At 68.0% G+C, this 16,142-nt stretch carries 16 protein-coding genes; 6 read left to right on the top strand and 10 right to left on the bottom strand.

Annotation, left to right across the window (positions count from 1 at the left end):
- The first annotated feature begins 16 nt into the window (after window positions 1–16).
- On the top strand, window positions 17–2,974 hold the full coding sequence (locus tag KGD83_RS26605) for a DNA/RNA non-specific endonuclease (RefSeq protein WP_212641661.1): 2,958 nt from the start codon (window positions 17–19) through the stop codon (window positions 2,972–2,974).
- A complete protein-coding gene (locus KGD83_RS28875) occupies window positions 2,955–3,416 on the top strand; it encodes a hypothetical protein (RefSeq protein WP_249352036.1) in 462 nt (153 codons plus the stop codon). The genes KGD83_RS26605 and KGD83_RS28875 overlap by 20 nt, the downstream gene beginning before the upstream one ends.
- Window positions 3,417–4,216: 800 nt before the next feature.
- Here the strand turns inward: KGD83_RS28875 and KGD83_RS26595 are convergent.
- The 4 genes from KGD83_RS26595 to KGD83_RS26580 form a co-directional block, all read right to left on the bottom strand.
- Window positions 4,217–4,723 carry an ATP-binding protein gene (locus tag KGD83_RS26595; RefSeq protein ID WP_212641660.1) on the bottom strand — a complete coding sequence of 169 codons (507 nt, stop codon included), beginning with the start codon at window positions 4,721–4,723 and terminating at the stop codon, window positions 4,217–4,219.
- On the bottom strand, window positions 4,720–5,268 hold the full coding sequence (locus tag KGD83_RS26590) for a hypothetical protein (RefSeq protein ID WP_212641659.1): 549 nt from the start codon (window positions 5,266–5,268) through the stop codon (window positions 4,720–4,722). Before KGD83_RS26590 ends, KGD83_RS26595 begins: the two co-directional genes overlap by 4 nt.
- Window positions 5,269–5,474: 206 nt before the next feature.
- Window positions 5,475–5,660, bottom strand: a complete 186-nt coding sequence (locus tag KGD83_RS26585; protein WP_013156027.1) for a DUF397 domain-containing protein — start codon at window positions 5,658–5,660, stop codon at window positions 5,475–5,477.
- Window positions 5,647–6,471 carry a helix-turn-helix domain-containing protein gene (locus KGD83_RS26580; protein WP_212641658.1) on the bottom strand — a complete coding sequence of 275 codons (825 nt, stop codon included), beginning with the start codon at window positions 6,469–6,471 and terminating at the stop codon, window positions 5,647–5,649. The genes KGD83_RS26585 and KGD83_RS26580 overlap by 14 nt, the downstream gene beginning before the upstream one ends.
- A 354-nt stretch (window positions 6,472–6,825) precedes the next feature.
- Between KGD83_RS26580 and KGD83_RS29275 the strand changes: the two genes are divergently transcribed.
- Together KGD83_RS29275 and KGD83_RS26570 are read left to right on the top strand one after the other, a co-directional pair.
- A complete protein-coding gene (locus KGD83_RS29275) occupies window positions 6,826–7,254 on the top strand; it encodes an ATP-binding protein (RefSeq protein WP_249352035.1) in 429 nt (142 codons plus the stop codon).
- A gap of 11 nt (window positions 7,255–7,265) precedes the next feature.
- A complete protein-coding gene (locus KGD83_RS26570) occupies window positions 7,266–7,628 on the top strand; it encodes a hypothetical protein (protein ID WP_212641657.1) in 363 nt (120 codons plus the stop codon).
- 19 nt (window positions 7,629–7,647) lie between these two features.
- Here the strand turns inward: KGD83_RS26570 and KGD83_RS26565 are convergent, their stop codons facing one another.
- From KGD83_RS26565 to KGD83_RS26540, 6 genes are all read right to left on the bottom strand, one after another.
- Window positions 7,648–8,115, bottom strand: a complete 468-nt coding sequence (locus KGD83_RS26565; RefSeq protein ID WP_212641656.1) for a hypothetical protein — start codon at window positions 8,113–8,115, stop codon at window positions 7,648–7,650.
- Between the two features lie 69 nt (window positions 8,116–8,184).
- Window positions 8,185–8,724 (bottom strand): hypothetical protein, encoded by a 540-nt coding sequence (locus KGD83_RS26560; RefSeq protein ID WP_212641655.1) that lies wholly within the window; start codon window positions 8,722–8,724, stop codon window positions 8,185–8,187.
- Window positions 8,725–8,760: 36 nt separating this feature from the next.
- Window positions 8,761–9,216, bottom strand: coding sequence for an immunity protein YezG family protein (locus KGD83_RS28870; protein WP_249352034.1), 456 nt, complete (start codon window positions 9,214–9,216; stop codon window positions 8,761–8,763).
- A 5-nt stretch (window positions 9,217–9,221) separates the two neighbouring features.
- Window positions 9,222–12,377, bottom strand: coding sequence for a DNA/RNA non-specific endonuclease (locus KGD83_RS26550; RefSeq protein ID WP_249352507.1), 3,156 nt, complete (start codon window positions 12,375–12,377; stop codon window positions 9,222–9,224).
- Window positions 12,378–12,510: 133 nt separating this feature from the next.
- Window positions 12,511–12,882 carry a DUF6507 family protein gene (locus KGD83_RS26545; protein WP_212641654.1) on the bottom strand — a complete coding sequence of 124 codons (372 nt, stop codon included), beginning with the start codon at window positions 12,880–12,882 and terminating at the stop codon, window positions 12,511–12,513.
- A 43-nt stretch (window positions 12,883–12,925) separates the two neighbouring features.
- The gene (locus KGD83_RS26540) at window positions 12,926–13,201 is read right to left on the bottom strand and encodes a hypothetical protein (protein ID WP_212641653.1); all 276 of its coding nucleotides are present in this window, start codon (window positions 13,199–13,201) and stop codon (window positions 12,926–12,928) included.
- A gap of 200 nt (window positions 13,202–13,401) precedes the next feature.
- On the opposite strand from KGD83_RS26540, the gene KGD83_RS26535 reads away from it, so the two are divergent.
- Together KGD83_RS26535 and KGD83_RS26530 are read left to right on the top strand one after the other, a co-directional pair.
- Entirely contained in the window at window positions 13,402–14,112 is a 711-nt protein-coding gene (locus KGD83_RS26535; RefSeq protein WP_212641652.1) for a demethylmenaquinone methyltransferase, read from the top strand.
- A gap of 560 nt (window positions 14,113–14,672) precedes the next feature.
- A complete protein-coding gene (locus KGD83_RS26530; protein ID WP_019610406.1) occupies window positions 14,673–15,977 on the top strand; it encodes a geranylgeranyl reductase family protein in 1,305 nt (434 codons plus the stop codon).
- The last annotated feature ends 165 nt before the right edge of the window (window positions 15,978–16,142 follow it).

The following is a 16,142-nucleotide window of genomic DNA, read 5'->3' as shown; positions in this document are numbered from 1 at the left end:
CATTCCCGGAGCTGACGTGCCTCCCGTCGACGTGATGAGTCCCGTCCCCGACCCCCGCAACCAGCAGCCGCTGGACCTGGACTTCGAGATCCTCATCGTCCCCGACGCCATCCCGATCCCCGGAACCTCCGTGGAGGTCCTCCAGGCCGCCGTCTCGGCCATGCGCACGGCCGCGGGCGAGGTCGCGGAGGGAGGGGAGGGGATCGAGTCCACCTGGCAGGGGTTGCAGCCCCACTACACCGCGCCCGAGTCCGAGACCCTGTTCGCCGCGATGGGCCCGGTGGCCGCCAAGGGCGGGACCATCCTGGACGACGTCACCACGGTCGCCAGCGCGCTGGACACCTTCGCCGACGCGGCGCAGACCGCAAAGACCACCCTCAGCGCACTCAAGGACGAGGCCACGACCTTCGCCGAGGAGATGAGGGGCGATGAGAACTGGAGCAGCAATCCCCTCGACTACGCGGAGAACCGCAGGCTGAAACTCCAGGTCAACGGGGTCTGGGCCACGTTCCAGGAGGCGGAGCGGACCTGCGCCAACGCCATCTCGGCCGTCTCGGGTTCGGGCAACACCTACGTCGCGGCCAGCGGAGAAGCACCGGGCGCGGGTGAGATCGTCTACGGCCTGGACCCGGACGACGTGCCGGACGTGGCCTACGACCTCACCAGCCTCGCCGACTGGCAGCGGGTGATGGAGGACACCTGGCACCAGCTGGAGTACTCGGAGAAGCCCTGGCCCGCGGACTGGGCGACCGACGCCTTCATGGCCCAGTGGGACAACTTCGGTCCCGGCATGCTCTGGGACGTGGGCGTGGGGGCGGTCGCCTGGACCGGCCTGTGGCGCGAGGGCAGCGGGTGGGCCGACAGCGTCGGTGAGGCCACGGACAACTTCTTCACGAACAAGCGGGAGACGATCGAAGGGCTCGGCTCGCTCACCGGGCTCTACGGCGAGGACGGGTGGATGAACCCGTTCGACTCGGGCGAGCGCTCCGGCGAGACGTGGCGGGCCAACGCGGGTGCGGCCTGGACCGAGGTGGTGCACGACATCGTGCCGTGGCGGGAGTGGGAGGACCGGCCCGCGTACACGGTCTACACCGGGGCCGGGAACGCGGCGCTGGCCGTGGTGTCCCTCCCGGCCAGGGGCGGGACGATCCTGGCCAACCTCAGCCGGGGCGGCTCGGGTCTGCCCGACCTCGACCCGGTGGACCGGCCCGAGGTGGTGTGGGAGCCGGGCGCGGCGGCGCGGCCGGGGTTCAGCCTGTCGCAGACGTTCAGTGACATCAGCGGGGACTTCTCCGACACCACGGAGGGTTTCGGGGCGGAGTTCGGGGACCTGTCGGCGATGATCGAGCGCTTCTCGGCGGGCGGCTCGGTGGGCGGTGGTGTTCCGGGTGGTGTCTCCGGCGGGGGCGGTGGTTCGGACCTGCCGGTCTTCGTTCCGGAGCCGGGTGCACCGGGGGCCGAGCGTCCCGTCACCGCGCCGGTCGCCGGGGACTCCGGTGTGCCCGGCGATGACCGGTCCGTCGCGGACCTGAACTCCGAACCCTCCGACGTGGACGTCCACCGGCCGCTGGATGTCACGACGGACGAGAGCTCCGGCGCCGCCTCGAACGACAGGCTGTTCTCTTCCCTCGGTCTGGACGCGGGGGAGATCGAGCGGGAGTACGAGCGGGACGTCGAACGGACGACGCGGCAGGTCGTCGACACGGTGGAGGAGTTCCGCGCCCTGCCCGCCGAAAGGCAACTTGAGTGGTTGCGCGTGAACCAGTTGGTCGACGCCAACGTGGGAGGTCCGCAGAACTCCGACTTCGGCGGCTTCGGAAACGAGGACTTCGGGATCACGGCCTCCCACGACCCGAACTCGGGCAATGGCGGCGGCCCGCCCCGAACGCCCCAGGACGGCACCTCCAACACCGCTTTCACACCCGGCGGTGGTGGCGACACCGATAGCAGTCAAAGCCCGGGACGTAGCTCCTCCAATGGAGGCACCGGGGTGGCTGGCCGAGGAGGCGAGGGGCCAAACGGGAACCCTTCTGAACCTGCACAGACGGCCCCGGCCGGTCCTCAGGGAAGCAATGCAAGAAGGGTTGACGAAGACGGTAACTACAGAAACTCTCTGAACCAGATCGAGGTTCGCTACGAATATGAGAATGGAAAGAAGGTGAGAAATAAAAACAATAAGCTTGTGCCGGGGATGTATACGCAGTTTGGCGCCAGGCGCAACCTGCTTCCTGGTGAAGAGTATATTGTTTTTGACAAGAAGGGCGGCCTTCGCGGGGAGTTCACAACCAATGATGGTGGTCGCGTGTCGAAGGTCAAGACTTATCCCGGGGAGTCTGGTAGGTGGAACCCCGAACTTGCTGAGCCAAGGAAGGATGCCGAGTACCAAGTCGAGGTGCAAAGACACCCTGGTCATTACTACAACTATGAGACTGATGGGGATGGTGAAACGGTACGTGCTTATGGTGAGCTGAGGCAGATTCCCAGCAACGATGATTACAGGCATGATGAGCAGCAGAGGGGAGAGGGCGGGAAAGGGAAGGAGTACTATGCTCGGGATCCTCTTAAGGACGTATTTGCGCAGATCCCCTGGAACGGCGGTCATTTCTTCGGCACAGGGTTCGGGGGAAGCGGTCAAACTCTCAATCTTTTTCCGCAGTTGGAATGGATCAACCAGAATCCCGCCGGTGACGATTGGCGCAGGAACTTTTATGCAATGGAAGGAAGGTGGAGAGAGCAGCTTGATGCTGGGCACAGGGTGGAAGTGGATATGCGGGTCATCCCGTCCGCCAGTGGCGGCCCGCCTGAGGCGCTATTCGTGAGGCATTGGATCGATGGCGTATTGCAAGATGATGTATACTACCCTAACCGCCCGCCCCTCAAAGAGGACTGGGTCCTTGATAACTTGGAAAGGGCGCTCGCTGAGGAGCTCGGCGATATTCACTCAGGGTTGATTGGTGACGATGATGAATCTTAAAGAGCAGAACGAGGCCCTGCAGAGTATCGTTGATTTGGTGCTTCGTGAGAACCGCGATGAAGGCTGGGTGGATGTAAAGATCAGGTTTTCCGGTCTTGTCAGTGTGTCCTCTCTTCGAGCTGAGAAGACAAGGGTGGACGGTTCCACCGAGTTGATTCCCCTTCCTCCTGAAGTTGGCGTCCTCTACAACAAGCTCCGAACCGGCATGCACCAGCGTGGCAAGGGAACCTGGTACAACGCTTGGACTGTGGTCGAACCCACCGGGGTCTCTGAGACAGATTTTGAGTACGACGTTCCTCCTGTATTTCAAAATCCCATCGACCCTCGGACCTTCTACGAAGACATTCGTTATTTTCCTCGCCTTGTCAGCGAGATCCCTGAATGGCTGATGCAAAAGCTGAAGGAAGCCAAGCTGATGGAGCGGGGAAAGTCGGAATATTGAAGTAGCCGCATGAAGGCGTAGATGTCACCCGAGACTGTCTGGAGTGTCGTGTCTGTTCGGGGCGAATCACTTCTTAGGAAAAAGGATAGAACCTTCGTGCCTGTTCAAGAATGGACGGGTCCGGTCGGTGGCACTGATTACCTAGAGGGCGCTCTGGAGTTGACCGTAAACGGGACTTCCTTGATCACTCCTTCCATGTGGGATTACATCGATCAACTGTGGGCCTACATCCTCAACTCTCTGGAAGAGCTTGCTTCGAGCAAATCGGTGCACACGTATTTTCCCGATCAGCCAATAAAATTGGAGATGAAGAGGATTGCTCCGGATCTGCTTCACGTATCCATCAGTTCCCGGTCGGGGAAGTTTGATAACTCAACCCGGGTGTAGGAGTGGGATTTTGCTCGGGATGTGATCGATGCGGGAGAGGATTTCTTCTCGCGGATGCGGGAGTTGGACCCTTCGGGTGGAAGTCAGTATGAGGTTGAAACCGAGAAGATCTTGGCGCTTCGCTCCGCTTACTCAGAACGGGGTTGCCAGTGCGCTGCTTCTAGGGTCGTGAATCTGGGTTCTGTCTGCTCGGGACGGTCGACAAGTGCGCGCGAAAGAGCGCGGCGGGCTGGGTCGTTTCCATCCTGGCCGTGTCAGTCCTGGGCAGGGGTCGTGTGGGAGTGCACGCGGAGCCAGCCGTGCGGCGTGTGGTGGTGGACGTCGGTGGTCCACTCGTCGGCGTGGAACTCCCGGCCGCGGAAGCGCACTGTGTCCGGGGGCGGAGCGCGCGCGGCGGCCCGCCCCCGGACGGATCAGCGGGTGAACACGAAGGGGAGCAGGCCGGGCGGCACCGCGTCCGGGTCCACGGGGAAGGCGGCCCACACGTGGGTGCCCAGGTCGGCCCAGGGCGCGAGGCGGTAGTGGCCCCAGGCGGCGGACAGGTTCTCGACCAGGAGCAGGCCGCGCTGGCCCTCGGCCCAGTCCCACTCGTCGGCCGTGCGCTGGTGCGGGACGGCCGGAACGCCGCCCCCGCCGCCGCAGTCGGACAGGCCCACGCGCAGGGTGGCCGCATCGGGCATCGACAGCGCGCGCAGGACCTCGCCGCCGGAGCGGCCCGAATCGGTGTACTTGCAGCAGTTGGCGAACAGTTCGCTGGTGACCAGCGTGAGCGTGTCCACCAGGTCGGGATCGAACCCGGACAGGTCGCGGGCCAGGTCGGCGCGGACCTCGGAGAGCCGGGACAGCGAACCGGGGTAGACGCGGTGCTCCCAGTGGACGCGGGCGCGGCGGACGGCGGAGTCGAGGCCGGAGGCGGTCATGCCGGAACCCCCTGTCGCTGCTCGTTCCAGACCCGGATGAGGGAGGCCAGTTCGCCCCACTCGGCGTAGCGGGCGGGCGTGGTGGTGTCGGCGGTCCCGGCGGGGCGCACGACGCCGAAGCGGGGCGCGGGTCCGCCGAGCAGGTCGCCGCCGGGGTCGTCCCGCCACTGCTGGACAAGCGCGGCGGCGCGTTCCTGGACGAGGGCGAACGCGCGCCGGACCTCGTCCGTCTCCGGAGCGGGTTCGGCGCTGCGGGGCGCGGGAACGCGGGGCGCGGCGGAGGCGGTCAGGCGCTCGTGGGCGGCGAAGTAGGGGCGGACCAGGGCCACGTCCTCGGCCGGGATGATCTCGCGGGCGGGAGCCAGCCTCGGCATGGCGGGCTCGGAAGCGGAGACGTGCGGGGCCTCGGGGAGGTAGCGGCGGACGCGGGCGGAGCGGCGTCGGCGGCGACCGGCCACCGTGGAGTGGCGTCCGCAGGGGACGGAGAGGAAGGCGATCAGCGGGCCGAGGGCACGGCTGAGAAGGGCAGCGCTAAACTGGCGCATGCTGGCAATCCTTCTGGCTTAGAGGGATGGGGTTGCTGGCCACGGCCCCGGACGGTTGTTTCCGTCGCGGGGTCATTTGAGTTGTGTGTTCGAGAGAGAGGATAAGGGGTGGTGGGAGTGGTATGCCAAAATACTGGGGAGTAATGTGGGGGGAAATGAGAAAACGGCCGACCAGAATACTGGACGGCCGTTGTTATGTCCCGTTTTTAGGAGTTTGTGAGGGAGGTGCAGCTCAGGAACGCGGTCCAGGCCTCGGGGGTGTAGTCGAGGTGGCCGTGTTCGCGGTTCTGGGTGTCGCGGACGAGGACCGTCTGCCCCTCGGCTACCTCGACGCAACGGCCTTCGGCACCGCTGTAGCTGCTCGTGTGCCAGTGGGGTTCACGCTTCGTCATCGAGTTCTTCCTTGACCTTCCTGATCAGATCCCGGCTCGCACGGGGCGACAGCGCCTCCGACTGGAGAACTCCGAAGAGCATCGCGCAGTGCTGCACCTGCATCATGTCATCCATGACTGCTTCGCCCTTCATGTGCTCCGCTGAGGCGATCGTCGGCTTGTCGGGGAAGGTGTAGAGGCAGAACGGCCCGGAACCGCCCGGGTGGCACTCGGTCTCGGCGGGGATCACCTGGACACGGATCCTCTCCTCGTCGATCAGGGTCAGGACCCGCGCGATCTGCTCGTCCAGGACCTTCCGGCCGCCCCTGACGCGGCGGCGGAGTACCGCCTCCTCCAAGACAACCGACACCAGCGGCGGGTTCTCGCCCTCGAGTACCTCCTGGCGCTCCATTCGCAGGGTCACCATCTGCCCGATCTCCTTCGCGGAGAACCACGGGGCACTGTCGGTGAGCAGGTTCCTGGTGTACGACTCGCACTGCACGAGCCCCGGGAAGATCACCGGCTGGTACTCGCGCAGCTCGACCGCCTCGCGCTCCAGCTGGCCGACCTCGGTGTACCAGGGCGGTAGTGCGTCTGGCGTGTTCGCGGTGTTCCAGGCCTGCTTTATCGCACCGGAGGAGCCGAACAGCTCGTCCAGCCTCTCGGCCTGTTCGACGGGCAGCTTGCGCTTGCCGCACTCCCAGGACGACATGGTCGATTGCGTCACCTTCAACGCCCGGGCGACCTGGGTCTGCTGCATCCCCACCGAGTCACGGACGCTCCTGAGCTTCTTTCCCAGGCGCACGCGCTTGGGGTCCAACTTGCGGCCCATTACGACTCCCATGTCCGGGCTATCACCGTCATCACCCATGCAAGACCCGGGCGCGACCCGATAAGGCGGAGAACGACGAAGTGTGACCGTTCGGTGATATCCCTGGCGCGCCCGAACAGCCGTTGTTCATGGTGGTGCCGCGCGCCGCGATGGGCGCGGCGGCGCGGAAAGGGAATTCAGGTGGGTGTGGTGATCCGTATCAATCCTGGTAAAAACTGTACTAATCGTCATTCCGATCCGTTGCCGCGGCGGGTCACCGACTCCGAAGCGCGTGCGCCGATCGTGCTGGGCCGGATATCGCGGCATCACCCCAACCACGCGCTGAAACTGCCGGGGGCGCCCGAACAGGCTCGGGTGCTGCGCAGGCGTCTGGGCGCGGTGCTGCCGGACGCGCTCACGGACACGGCCCTGGCCCTGACCAGCGAGCTGTTCAACAACGCCCTCGCCCACTCGCGCAGCGGGGAGGCGGGCGGCGAGGTCACCGTGATCGTGAACCGGTTCCCCGGCCGGGTCCAGATCAAGGTCATCGACCAGGGCCCGCGCGACGCGCACGCCCCCTCGCCGCACCTGCGCCCGGTCGTGCCGGTTCGTGGGGGAGGGGCGGGCGGGTCGCGCGGTGCGGGTGGGACGGGTAGCGGTGAGGGGGAGGCCGGTGGCGGCGTGGGCGGGTGGGGCCTGCGCATGGTGGCCGCGGAGTCCAGCCGTTGGGGGACCCTCCACGACGGGGGCCGCACCACGGTGTGGTTCGAGCTGGACCGTCCGCGCACGCGCCCGCTGAAGTGAGGGCGGCGGAGGTGGGCTGGGACCGCGCCGGCGACCTGGACCGGTACGAGGCCGCGCGGTCGCTCGACCGGCGGTGCGGGCGGCTGTGGACGGTCATGTGGAGTCCGTCGATGCGGGTCTGCACGGCCTTCTACCCGGGGCCGCAGGCCGCGCCGTCCCCGGCCGGGCTGGTGGAGCGGTTGCGGGAAGTGGAGCGCGAGGTGGCGGGCGCCGCCGGCGGTTACTGGAGCTGCCCGGTCGCGGGGTGCGCGTGGTCCTCGATCCGTCCGATGCGCCACCCGTGCCCGCTGCCCGCCGACGGCGGCCGCACCGTCGGGGTCCCCCGGCCGCGCCCGCCGAGCGCGTCGGTACGCGGACACGGGACCGCCTGCTGACCACCGACCTCCGCGTCGGTCACTCCATCGCGCGGCCCTCGGCTTCTTCCCGGAGCCTCTCGCGGAGCCAGTCGGTCATGTACTCCTCGTCGCGCGGGAAGTAGACCAGGTCGTTGGTGAAGCCGAAGGCGGTGGGGAAGGTGATGCCGGGGTCCTCGTCGTAGTTGTAGGTGACGTTGAACCCGCCGGGCGGGGTGATGACGTACTCGAAGGAGAACCAGGTGCCCTTGCCCTCCTGGTACATCCCCGCCCTGAGTTCGTCCTCCACCAGACCCATTCCGGACGGGGGAGACTCCCTGCGGGTCGAGCCGTCCCCGAACTCGACGACGAGTTCGCTGGTCCCGTGCTCGATGACGGTCCGGACCCGGTAGGTCAGGCTCTTCCATCCTTCCGGTGCCTCGCTGAGGATACGGCTACCGATCTGGACGAGGATCCCTTGCTGCGCCTCCGGGCTGAGCCCGCCCTTCTTGGTATGGGGACTGAGCATCGGGTCTCGCCTTCGCGGTGGTCGGATGTCCGTGCGCGAGGGTAACGGCGGAGTCGGACAGCGGGCGCGTCACCACGCTCCCGCCACGCCGCGCGCCGGTGGCGAGGCCAGTAGCCGAGGAGACTGACACCGCCGCTGGGCACCGCCTACGCGGAGTTCACGCCAGCGCCACCAACCTTCTCCGCGAGCCATGCCGGTACGTTCTCCTCGGTACGGGGTGAAGCGGCGCAGTTCCTGGACGCAGTTTTCTTCACTGGGAAGGAAGAGGAATTCCGGCTCGTTTTCGTAGTCGAACTTCGTCGTGGGATTTCCCGGACGCGTGGTGGTGTACCGCGTGGAGAACCAGGCTCCCTTCTCCTCCTGGTACATGCCCGCGCGCAGTACGGAGATCCGGGGAGCGGCCCCGGCCGGGACACTCGTCCTCTCCGGTTCGCCGTCCCCGTGGCGTACGAGCATCTCCTCCTCGCGATAGCTCACGATCGCGCACACCGAGTAGAAGATCTCGGTCCACGTGTCCGGAACGGAACCCAGGATCTCCCGGCCGATCTCCGTCAGGACGTCCTGCCGGGCCCCTGGAGCCAGAGGTCCCTGCCTGAAACGACCCACCACGCGGTTGTCCTTCGTGCCCGGAGAGGCTCGTCCGCGTCAGCCGTTCTCCTCCCGCTTGATCACTTCGAGGGCCTCGGGGAGTTTTTCCCTGAGCCACTCAGGAAGGTTCTCGAACGAACGGGGGAAGTACTCGACGTCCTCGTAGTAGGTCCGCGGGTCGACTTCGAAGGCGAATTCCGGCTCGCTGTCGTAGTCGAAGTCAACGGAGAACCTCCCCGGTTTCGTGATCGTGTACTCGGCCGTGTACCAGGTGCCCCTCCCGTCCTCGTGCATGCCCGTGCGGAGTTCATTGAAAAGGGAAGACGCCTCAATTGGGACATCACCCTTCCTGGTCTCTCCGTCCGCACTCCTGATCCTCGTCCTGGTGGTTGAGGTGGTGGAGAGGGCGGAGTATTTCACCGCGATCTCCTCCCAGTCGTCTCCCACCTCGTCAAGGATGAGGATGCCGATTTTCTGGAGGATCGCGTTCTGCTCATCGGGAGAAAGCGTCATTGAGGCTAGCTCATTTCATGGGGCTGGAGAGTCGGTTCCGTGCCGGAGGCGTCAGCGCCAGCGTACAGGTCCGACTGATCGTCCTCGGTCCCCTGCTCACCGACACCCGCCAGCAGCGCGGCACCGAGCGTCGTCGCGGCTATACGCTCGGCGTAGGATCTCGCCGCCGCCGAACCCCGCTTCACATCCGGCTGATTGTGGTAAACGATGGGATCCTGGATTTCGCCGTTGATCGAGTACTTCACCTTGATCGTCTTAGGAATCTCCCCCTTGCCCTCGTAGACCGCTTCGAAGTCAGCTTCGACCGTTCCACCGGAGTCGAGGACCTTTCGCCACTCCTTTTCGAGCGCGAAGAAGTTGGTCTCCGGCGTTCCTCCCGTCACCTGCTGGTTGAGCTCACGGAGTTGCGCGTACAGGTTGAGCCTGTGACCGCTGCCGCCGAAACCGGTGCCGATGAAGTGGCCACCGTCCCAGTCCGTCTTGTGGTAGGTACCGGAACCCGTGTAGACCCGGTTCCCCCTGCGCCCCTCGGCCCCCTGGTCGTCCGCGCGGTAGAGCTCGTTCTTCTCCTCCAGGCTCAGGCCGCCGTTCTCCTCGTCGGACCTGACCCTCTGGAGGTCACCGTGGGCATGGGTGGTCCTGCTGCTGCGATCGGTCTCGTAGAAGTACTTCTTGCCCTCGTTCTCCAACACGTCGACCGCATAGGTGACATCTGGCCGGGGCTTCCTCAACTCGGGGTTGCGGTCGCCCTTCTCACCGGCGTGCGTGTCGACGTAGGTGATCCTGCCCGTGTCGTCGGTGTAGAACTTCCCGCGTCCAGGGAGTTCGTACAGCCAGTTCGCCTTGAGACCTCCCCTCGAACCGAAGAGCGAGTTGGGACCGGGGTAACCGGGCTGGTTCCTGTTTCCCCGGGTGCCGGGTTCGATCGTGGTGTGATTACCCTCGGGCACGACCGGCGGCCGGTAGCGGTCGTCCAGACCACCGTTGTTCCAGGCGTCCCGGTCCCCTCCGCTCCCGTCCGTGCCGTCGGAGCCGGGGGCTTCGTCGTTGGAACGGGGGCCAGGGGCGTCCTGCTCCTGGGACGGCAGGTCGGCGCCATCGCCGTGGCCGGTGCGTACGGGGAGGTCACCGGTGACGTTGACCCTGGTCGTCCTTCCGTGGTCACTCGTGGAGGTCTCGGAGTTCCGTGTGGTCCGGTGGTCGTCGGCACCGCCCGTGGCGCCGTCCCGGGAACGGTCCCCGTTGGCCGGGTGGTCCCCGTTGGCCGGGTGGTCGCCGCCGGTGCTGTTGGTGACCAGGGGCGTGCGGTCCCGCGTCTGCGAGCCGTCGTCGCCGGTGTCCGCGTCGCGGTGGTCGTCCGGGAAGCGCTGGGGACCGTCGCCGCCGGTGCCGGTGAGGTCCACCCGGTCGTACGACGGCGGGTTGGGGACGTCCTGGCTGCCCTCGAACGTGTCGTTGTTCCCGCCGCCGACGAGGGCGGGCACCCTCCCCGACTCCGGACCGTTCGGGGACTGGTTGGCCTCCCACGCCGGGTAGTCCGAGGCGTGCGCTTTCATGTCGCTGAACACCGCCTCCAGGGACGGGTCCAGGCCCAGCTCCTCCAGGTCGGGCTGCCCGGAACGGTTCGGCCGGGAGGAAGCGCTGTCGCCGCCATCCTCGCCGAGGACCCTGCGCCCGAGGTCGCCCAGCTCGGCGGAGTCCGGGCGTGAGGTCAGCAGCTCCAGGAGCTCCCGGCCGTCGTCGAGTTCACGGGTGGTCGGGTTCACGGCGGGCCGGGTGTCGGCCGGGCCGCCCTCCTCGTCGCCGTGGTGGTTGGCGACGCGCCGGGCTTCGGAGCCCTCGGAGCCGTTCCCGTCCCCGCCGGAGCCGTTGCCGCCCGGGCCGTCCCCGCCGCCGAAGAAGTTCCCCCCGGTGAACCTGCTCAGCAGGTTCTGCATCTCCGACAGCCGGGAGGCGCTGAAGGCGCCCTCCCGGAGCTGGCCCAGGTCGATCCTCAGGTCGGCCAGGGAGACGTTGCCGAAGCGGGGCAGGCTCAGGTTGATCCGGCTCATGTCCGGCACGTCCACGTCGGGGACGCCCGGCCCGTCCCCGCCCATCCGGTTGAGCATGGCCGAACCGCGCCAGGCCATCAGCGGCACGCCCACGACGGCGCCCACGCCGGTCGCGGTCAGGACGGCGCCGCCCACGGTCGCGCCGATGTTGAGCAGGGCGGTTCCGATGACGTAGCCGGGCCGCTCGCCCCACTCCTCCCAGGGCACCACCGCGTGCGCGGCGTCCTTCCAGGCGTTGCCGACGGTGTCCCAGCCCGACCAGCCCCAGCTGTCGTTCTCGGAGTCGTACATGCCCGCCAGCGAGGCCAGCGACTGGAGGTTGCCCTCGTGGTACTCCCACATGGCGTCGCCCCAGGACATCTCGAACCAGCCCTCGGAGCTGTACATGCCGGTGATGCCGCCGACGTCCTCCGCGATCCCCACGAAGAAGTCGCCCACCGCCGCGCCCGCGTCCACCCACCAGCCGTGGTCGGTCTCCATGGGACCGCCCCAGGCCATGGCCACGTCGCCGAGGTAGCCGTCGTAGCCGTGCTCGAACTCGCCCGGCGCGGACTCCCCGTCGCCGTCGCCCGCGACGAAGTTGGTGCGGTCGGGGATGTCGGCGTTGATCGCGTTGGCGCAGGCCCGCTCGGCCTCCTCGTACTCCCGCCGCAGCGCGTCCGCGCGGTCGAGCAGCGCCTGGTGCTCCTCGACCTTGTCGCTCTCCCCGCCGAAGAACCCGGATATCCCGTCGGCCTTGCGCCAGTCGTCGTCGCCCTCGATGGAGTTGAGGAAGGTGTAGGAGTCGCTCTTGAGGGTGGTCCACTTGCCCTTGATGTCCCGGACGGCCTCGGCGAAGGTCTCCAGCGCGCTCGCGGCCTTGTCGAAGGAGGTCTCCACCTTGGCGCCGTCGGTCGCGACCGGGTCCACCACCGCGTACAGGGTCTCGGCCTCGGGCGCGGAGTAGCAGGAGGACAGTCCCGCCCAGGCGCTCTTGATGTCGCCGCCGATCCCGGCGACGTTGGCCCCCTCGCGGCGCAGGTCCCTCGCCTGCCTCTCCAGCGTGGCGGGACTGGCGGTCGGAACGGGGAAGGCCGCGGGGTTGATCAGGCCGCCCGTGGGCGTGCACATCTCGGTCACAGGGGTGTCTCCATCTGAGGAACCGGAGGGAGGGTGGGGTCGTCGGGGGTCTCCGGGGTCCGGGGGACCGGGGGATCGGGGGAGGGGGCCGGACGCGGCACCGCCGCGGCCGGAGCGGAGCCCGCTACACGGGCCTGTAGGGGCCGTACTGCTGGGGCGGCTCGGGCTCGGGGACCACGCCCGCGTTCTCCTGCGCCTCGGCGGCCATGTCCAGGTTGCCGTTGAAGTAGTGCGTGGTGGCCTCGCTGGCCCCGGTCACGGCGCTCACGGTCAGTCCGGCCATGTCGCCCATGAGACCGAAGTTGTGCTCGGCGAACTCGCCCAGCGCGACGCTGACGGGCGTGCTGTCCGCCTCCTCGCTGACGGCCGTGATCAGGCTCTCGGCGGAGGTCATGGCGCCGACGAGGCCGTCGTCGCCGCCCTCCTCGCCGATGTACCCGGCGACGCTGGTCAGCACGGCGCCCACCTCGGCGGGCTGGATGTTCCACCCGGTCATGCGGACACTCTCCTCTCAGGGGCTCTCGGAGCTCTCGGGGGCTTCAGGAGTCGCCGGGACGCGAGAAGGCGCCCGCGCGGAAGTTGGCGGGCGGTGCCGCGCCCGCGGGCGCGGACACCTCCCGGCGCTGGACGGTCTGGATCTGTTCGTTGAGCATGCCCAGGGAGGCGTGCAGGGCGGCGAGGTCGTCCCGGAGCCGGGAGCGCATCCGCGCGGACGCCATGACGAGTCTGGGGTGGACTCCGCGGGCGGCGTCCTCACCGGTGTCCCCGTCGAGGACGGCCTGCTCGTCGCTCGGCTCCACAAGGTCGAACTTCACGTACTCCCCCTCTCGGCCGGACCGTGTCCGTTCCTTGTGACGTCCTCAGGCCCTCGGTGGTTCGGGAAACCTCGCGCACACCTTATTCTCGCGCGCGGACAGCCGGTCTGCCCAGGGGTTGTCCGCTTCACGGCGGCGAGTCCGCTTCGTACGGGCCCGCGGGGTCGGGGTGCTCGGGCCGCCCCCTTAGTCTTGTGCCCATGACCCGCGCCAAACTCGACAAGAAGCCCCAGGACGTCGCGGCGATGTTCGACGGCATCGCCGACAGGTACGACCTCGTCAACGACGTCATCTCGCTCGGCCAGGACCGCATCTGGCGCAAGGCCGCGGTCAACGCGGTCGACGCCTACAGCGGCGAACTCGTCCTGGACCTGGCGGCGGGCACGGGCACCTCCTCGGAGTCCTTCGTCAGGAAGGGCGCCCGCGTGGTGGCCTGCGACTTCTCCCTCGGCATGCTCCGCGCGGGAGTGCGGCGGCGCGGAGGAGCCTCCCGGGGCGGCGTGACCTTCGTGGCGGGCGACGCCCTCCACCTGCCCTTCGCCGACGAGACCTTCGACGCGGTCACGATCTCCTTCGGCCTGCGCAACGTCAACGACGTGGACCAGGCGCTGCGCGAGCTGCGGCGCGTCACCAAGGTCGGCGGGCGGATGGTCATCTGCGAGTTCAGCCACATCCCGGTGGAGTTCGTGGACCGGCTCTACTCCACCTACCTCATGGGCGCCCTGCCCAAGATCGCGGGCGTGGTGTCCGGCAGCGGCGACTCCTACGACTACCTGTCCGAGTCGATCATGGCCTGGCCCAAGCAGCCCGAGCTGGCCCGCCGCCTCCAGGACGCGGGCTGGTCGCGGGTGGCCTGGCGCAACCTGTCGACGGGGATCGTCGCCCTGCACCGGGGCTTCCGCGACGAGTAGGACCACCGGGACGGGTGCACCGCGGCGGGTGTCCCCCGACCCCGCCCCCGGGCCCCGCCGATCCGCCGCCCGGCCCGGCCACCGGCCCCGCTGCGGGCCCGCACCGCGGACCGCGGGCGGTCCCACCGCGGGCCCGCACCACGGACCCCGCGCGGCCCAAGCACACCGGGCGTAAAAATCTCGTAATCCCGAGGAGCACCCCGCTCCTCGGGATTTTCGTGTTGCCCCTGTGAAGCCTGAGGCGGTGGTCACCATTCTGAACTGGGGCTCTCGCGGAGCGTGACGACGTTCGGGGCCTGTGAAGCCTTCTGAGGCCTATATCCCCTTTGATAGCAGGCCGTCTGAATACCCCCCTGGGACTCGCCTCCGACTCCGGGAGGGTCTAGACTGCCGAAAAGGGCTTGTGAAGTGCTTCACAAGTCTAGGAGGTATAGGACACATGCCTCTATGTCGGACATAACGGACTCTCCACAGCACCCATACAACTCCCCCCGTGAGCGGGTCCATCCCGCAGGCAGGCCCGCCACGGTGCATCCGCGCGAGCAGTCGAGGACCCACCCGTGAGCGAGACAGCCACCTCCTCTCCCCGAGGCCGGGAGCGGACCGAGTACGACGCCGACGTGATCGTGGTCGGCGCAGGTCCCTCCGGCTCCACCACCGCCTACTACCTTGCCCAGGCAGGACTGGACGTCCTGCTCCTGGAGAAGACCTCCTTCCCGAGGGAGAAGGTCTGCGGAGACGGACTCACCCCCCGCGCGGTGAAGCAGCTCACCGCCATGGGGGTCACCTTCGACGACCCGGGGTGGATGAAGAACCACGGCCTGCGCATCATCGGCGCGGGCGTCCGCCTGGAGCTGCCCTGGCCCGACCTGGCCGCCTACCCGGGTTTCGGCCTCGTGCGCACGCGTTACGACTTCGACCAGATCGTGGTCAACCGCGCGGTGGCCGCCGGGGCCAAGCTCCTGGAGCGCACCACCGTCACCGGCCCCCTCATGGACGAGCGCAGCAACCGCATCGTCGGCGTCCGGGCCAAGAACGCCGACCGCGAGCCCGTCACCTTCCGTGCGCCGCTGGTCGTGGCCGCCGACGGCAACTCCTCCCGGCTGTCCGTGGCCATGGGCATCCGCAAGCGCGACGACCGCCCCATGGGCGTGGCCGTGCGCACCTACTTCGAGAGCCCCCGCCACGAGGACGACTACCTGGAGTCCTGGCTGGAGCTGTGGGACCGCAGCGGCGACAAGGACGTCCTCCTGCCCGGCTACGGCTGGGTCTTCGGCGTCGGCGACGGCACCAGCAACGTCGGTCTCGGCATCCTCAACTCCACCTCCTCCTTCCAGGACATGGACTACCGCAAGCTCCTGCGCCGCTGGACCGAGTCCATGCCCGAGGAGTGGGGCTTCACCGAGGACAACCAGAAGGGCGCCATCCGCGGCGCCGCGCTGCCCATGGGCTTCAACCGGGTGCCGCACTACTCCCGCGGCCTCATGCTCGTCGGCGACGCGGGCGGCATGGTCAACCCCTTCAACGGCGAGGGCATCGCCTACGCCATGGAGGCCGGGAACATCGCCGCCGACGTGATCGTGCAGGCGCACGGAAGACCCACCCAGCAGACCCGCGAGCGGGCCCTGCTGCGCTACCCGGACGTGCTCGCCGACACCTACGGCGGCTACTACACGCTCGGCCGCTACTTCGTGAAGGTCATCGGCCAGCCCGAGTTCATGAAGTACGCCACCAAGTACGGCCTGCGCCAGCGCACCCTCATGAAGTTCGTGCTGAAGATGCTGGCCAACCTCACCGAGCCCACGCAGGGAGACGCCATGGACAGGGTCATCAACGGCCTGTCCCGCATCGCCCCCGCGGCCTGACGGGCGGGTCCGGGCGTCCGCGCCCGGACCCGCCCGGACGGGGCGCCGCACCGGGAGGACCGGAGCCGCGCCGGCGCCGCCAGCCGGGCGCCGAGGCCGCCGGGGCACGGGGCGCCGCCCCGGCCGCGACACACAACCCACCGGGCGGTCGAGCCCGGCTCCACA

Origin of the sequence: Nocardiopsis akebiae, from assembly GCF_018316795.1 — a bacterium.
GTDB classification, from domain to species: domain Bacteria; phylum Actinomycetota; class Actinomycetes; order Streptosporangiales; family Streptosporangiaceae; genus Nocardiopsis; species Nocardiopsis dassonvillei.
The sequence above is the reverse complement of the archived record's forward strand: the minus strand, read 5'-3'. Positions and strand labels throughout refer to the sequence as shown.

Bases quoted from the DNA above. Each gene is read 5' to 3' on its own strand.
- KGD83_RS26545 (WP_212641654.1), bottom strand. From the start codon at position 12,882: ATGACCGGGTGGAACATCCAGCCCGCCGAGGTGGGCGCCGTGCTGACC.
- KGD83_RS26565 (WP_212641656.1), bottom strand. From the start codon at position 8,115: ATGCTCAGTCCCCATACCAAGAAGGGCGGGCTCAGCCCGGAGGCGCAG.
- KGD83_RS26590 (WP_212641659.1), bottom strand. From the start codon at position 5,268: ATGCGCCAGTTTAGCGCTGCCCTTCTCAGCCGTGCCCTCGGCCCGCTG.
- KGD83_RS28870 (WP_249352034.1), bottom strand. From the start codon at position 9,216: ATGACGCTTTCTCCCGATGAGCAGAACGCGATCCTCCAGAAAATCGGC.
- KGD83_RS26550 (WP_249352507.1), bottom strand. From the start codon at position 12,377: ATGTGCACGCCCACGGGCGGCCTGATCAACCCCGCGGCCTTCCCCGTT.
- KGD83_RS26535 (WP_212641652.1), top strand. From the start codon at position 13,402: ATGACCCGCGCCAAACTCGACAAGAAGCCCCAGGACGTCGCGGCGATG.
- KGD83_RS26595 (WP_212641660.1), bottom strand. From the start codon at position 4,723: ATGACCGCCTCCGGCCTCGACTCCGCCGTCCGCCGCGCCCGCGTCCAC.
- KGD83_RS26585 (WP_013156027.1), bottom strand. From the start codon at position 5,660: ATGACGAAGCGTGAACCCCACTGGCACACGAGCAGCTACAGCGGTGCC.
- KGD83_RS26580 (WP_212641658.1), bottom strand. From the start codon at position 6,471: ATGGGCCGCAAGTTGGACCCCAAGCGCGTGCGCCTGGGAAAGAAGCTC.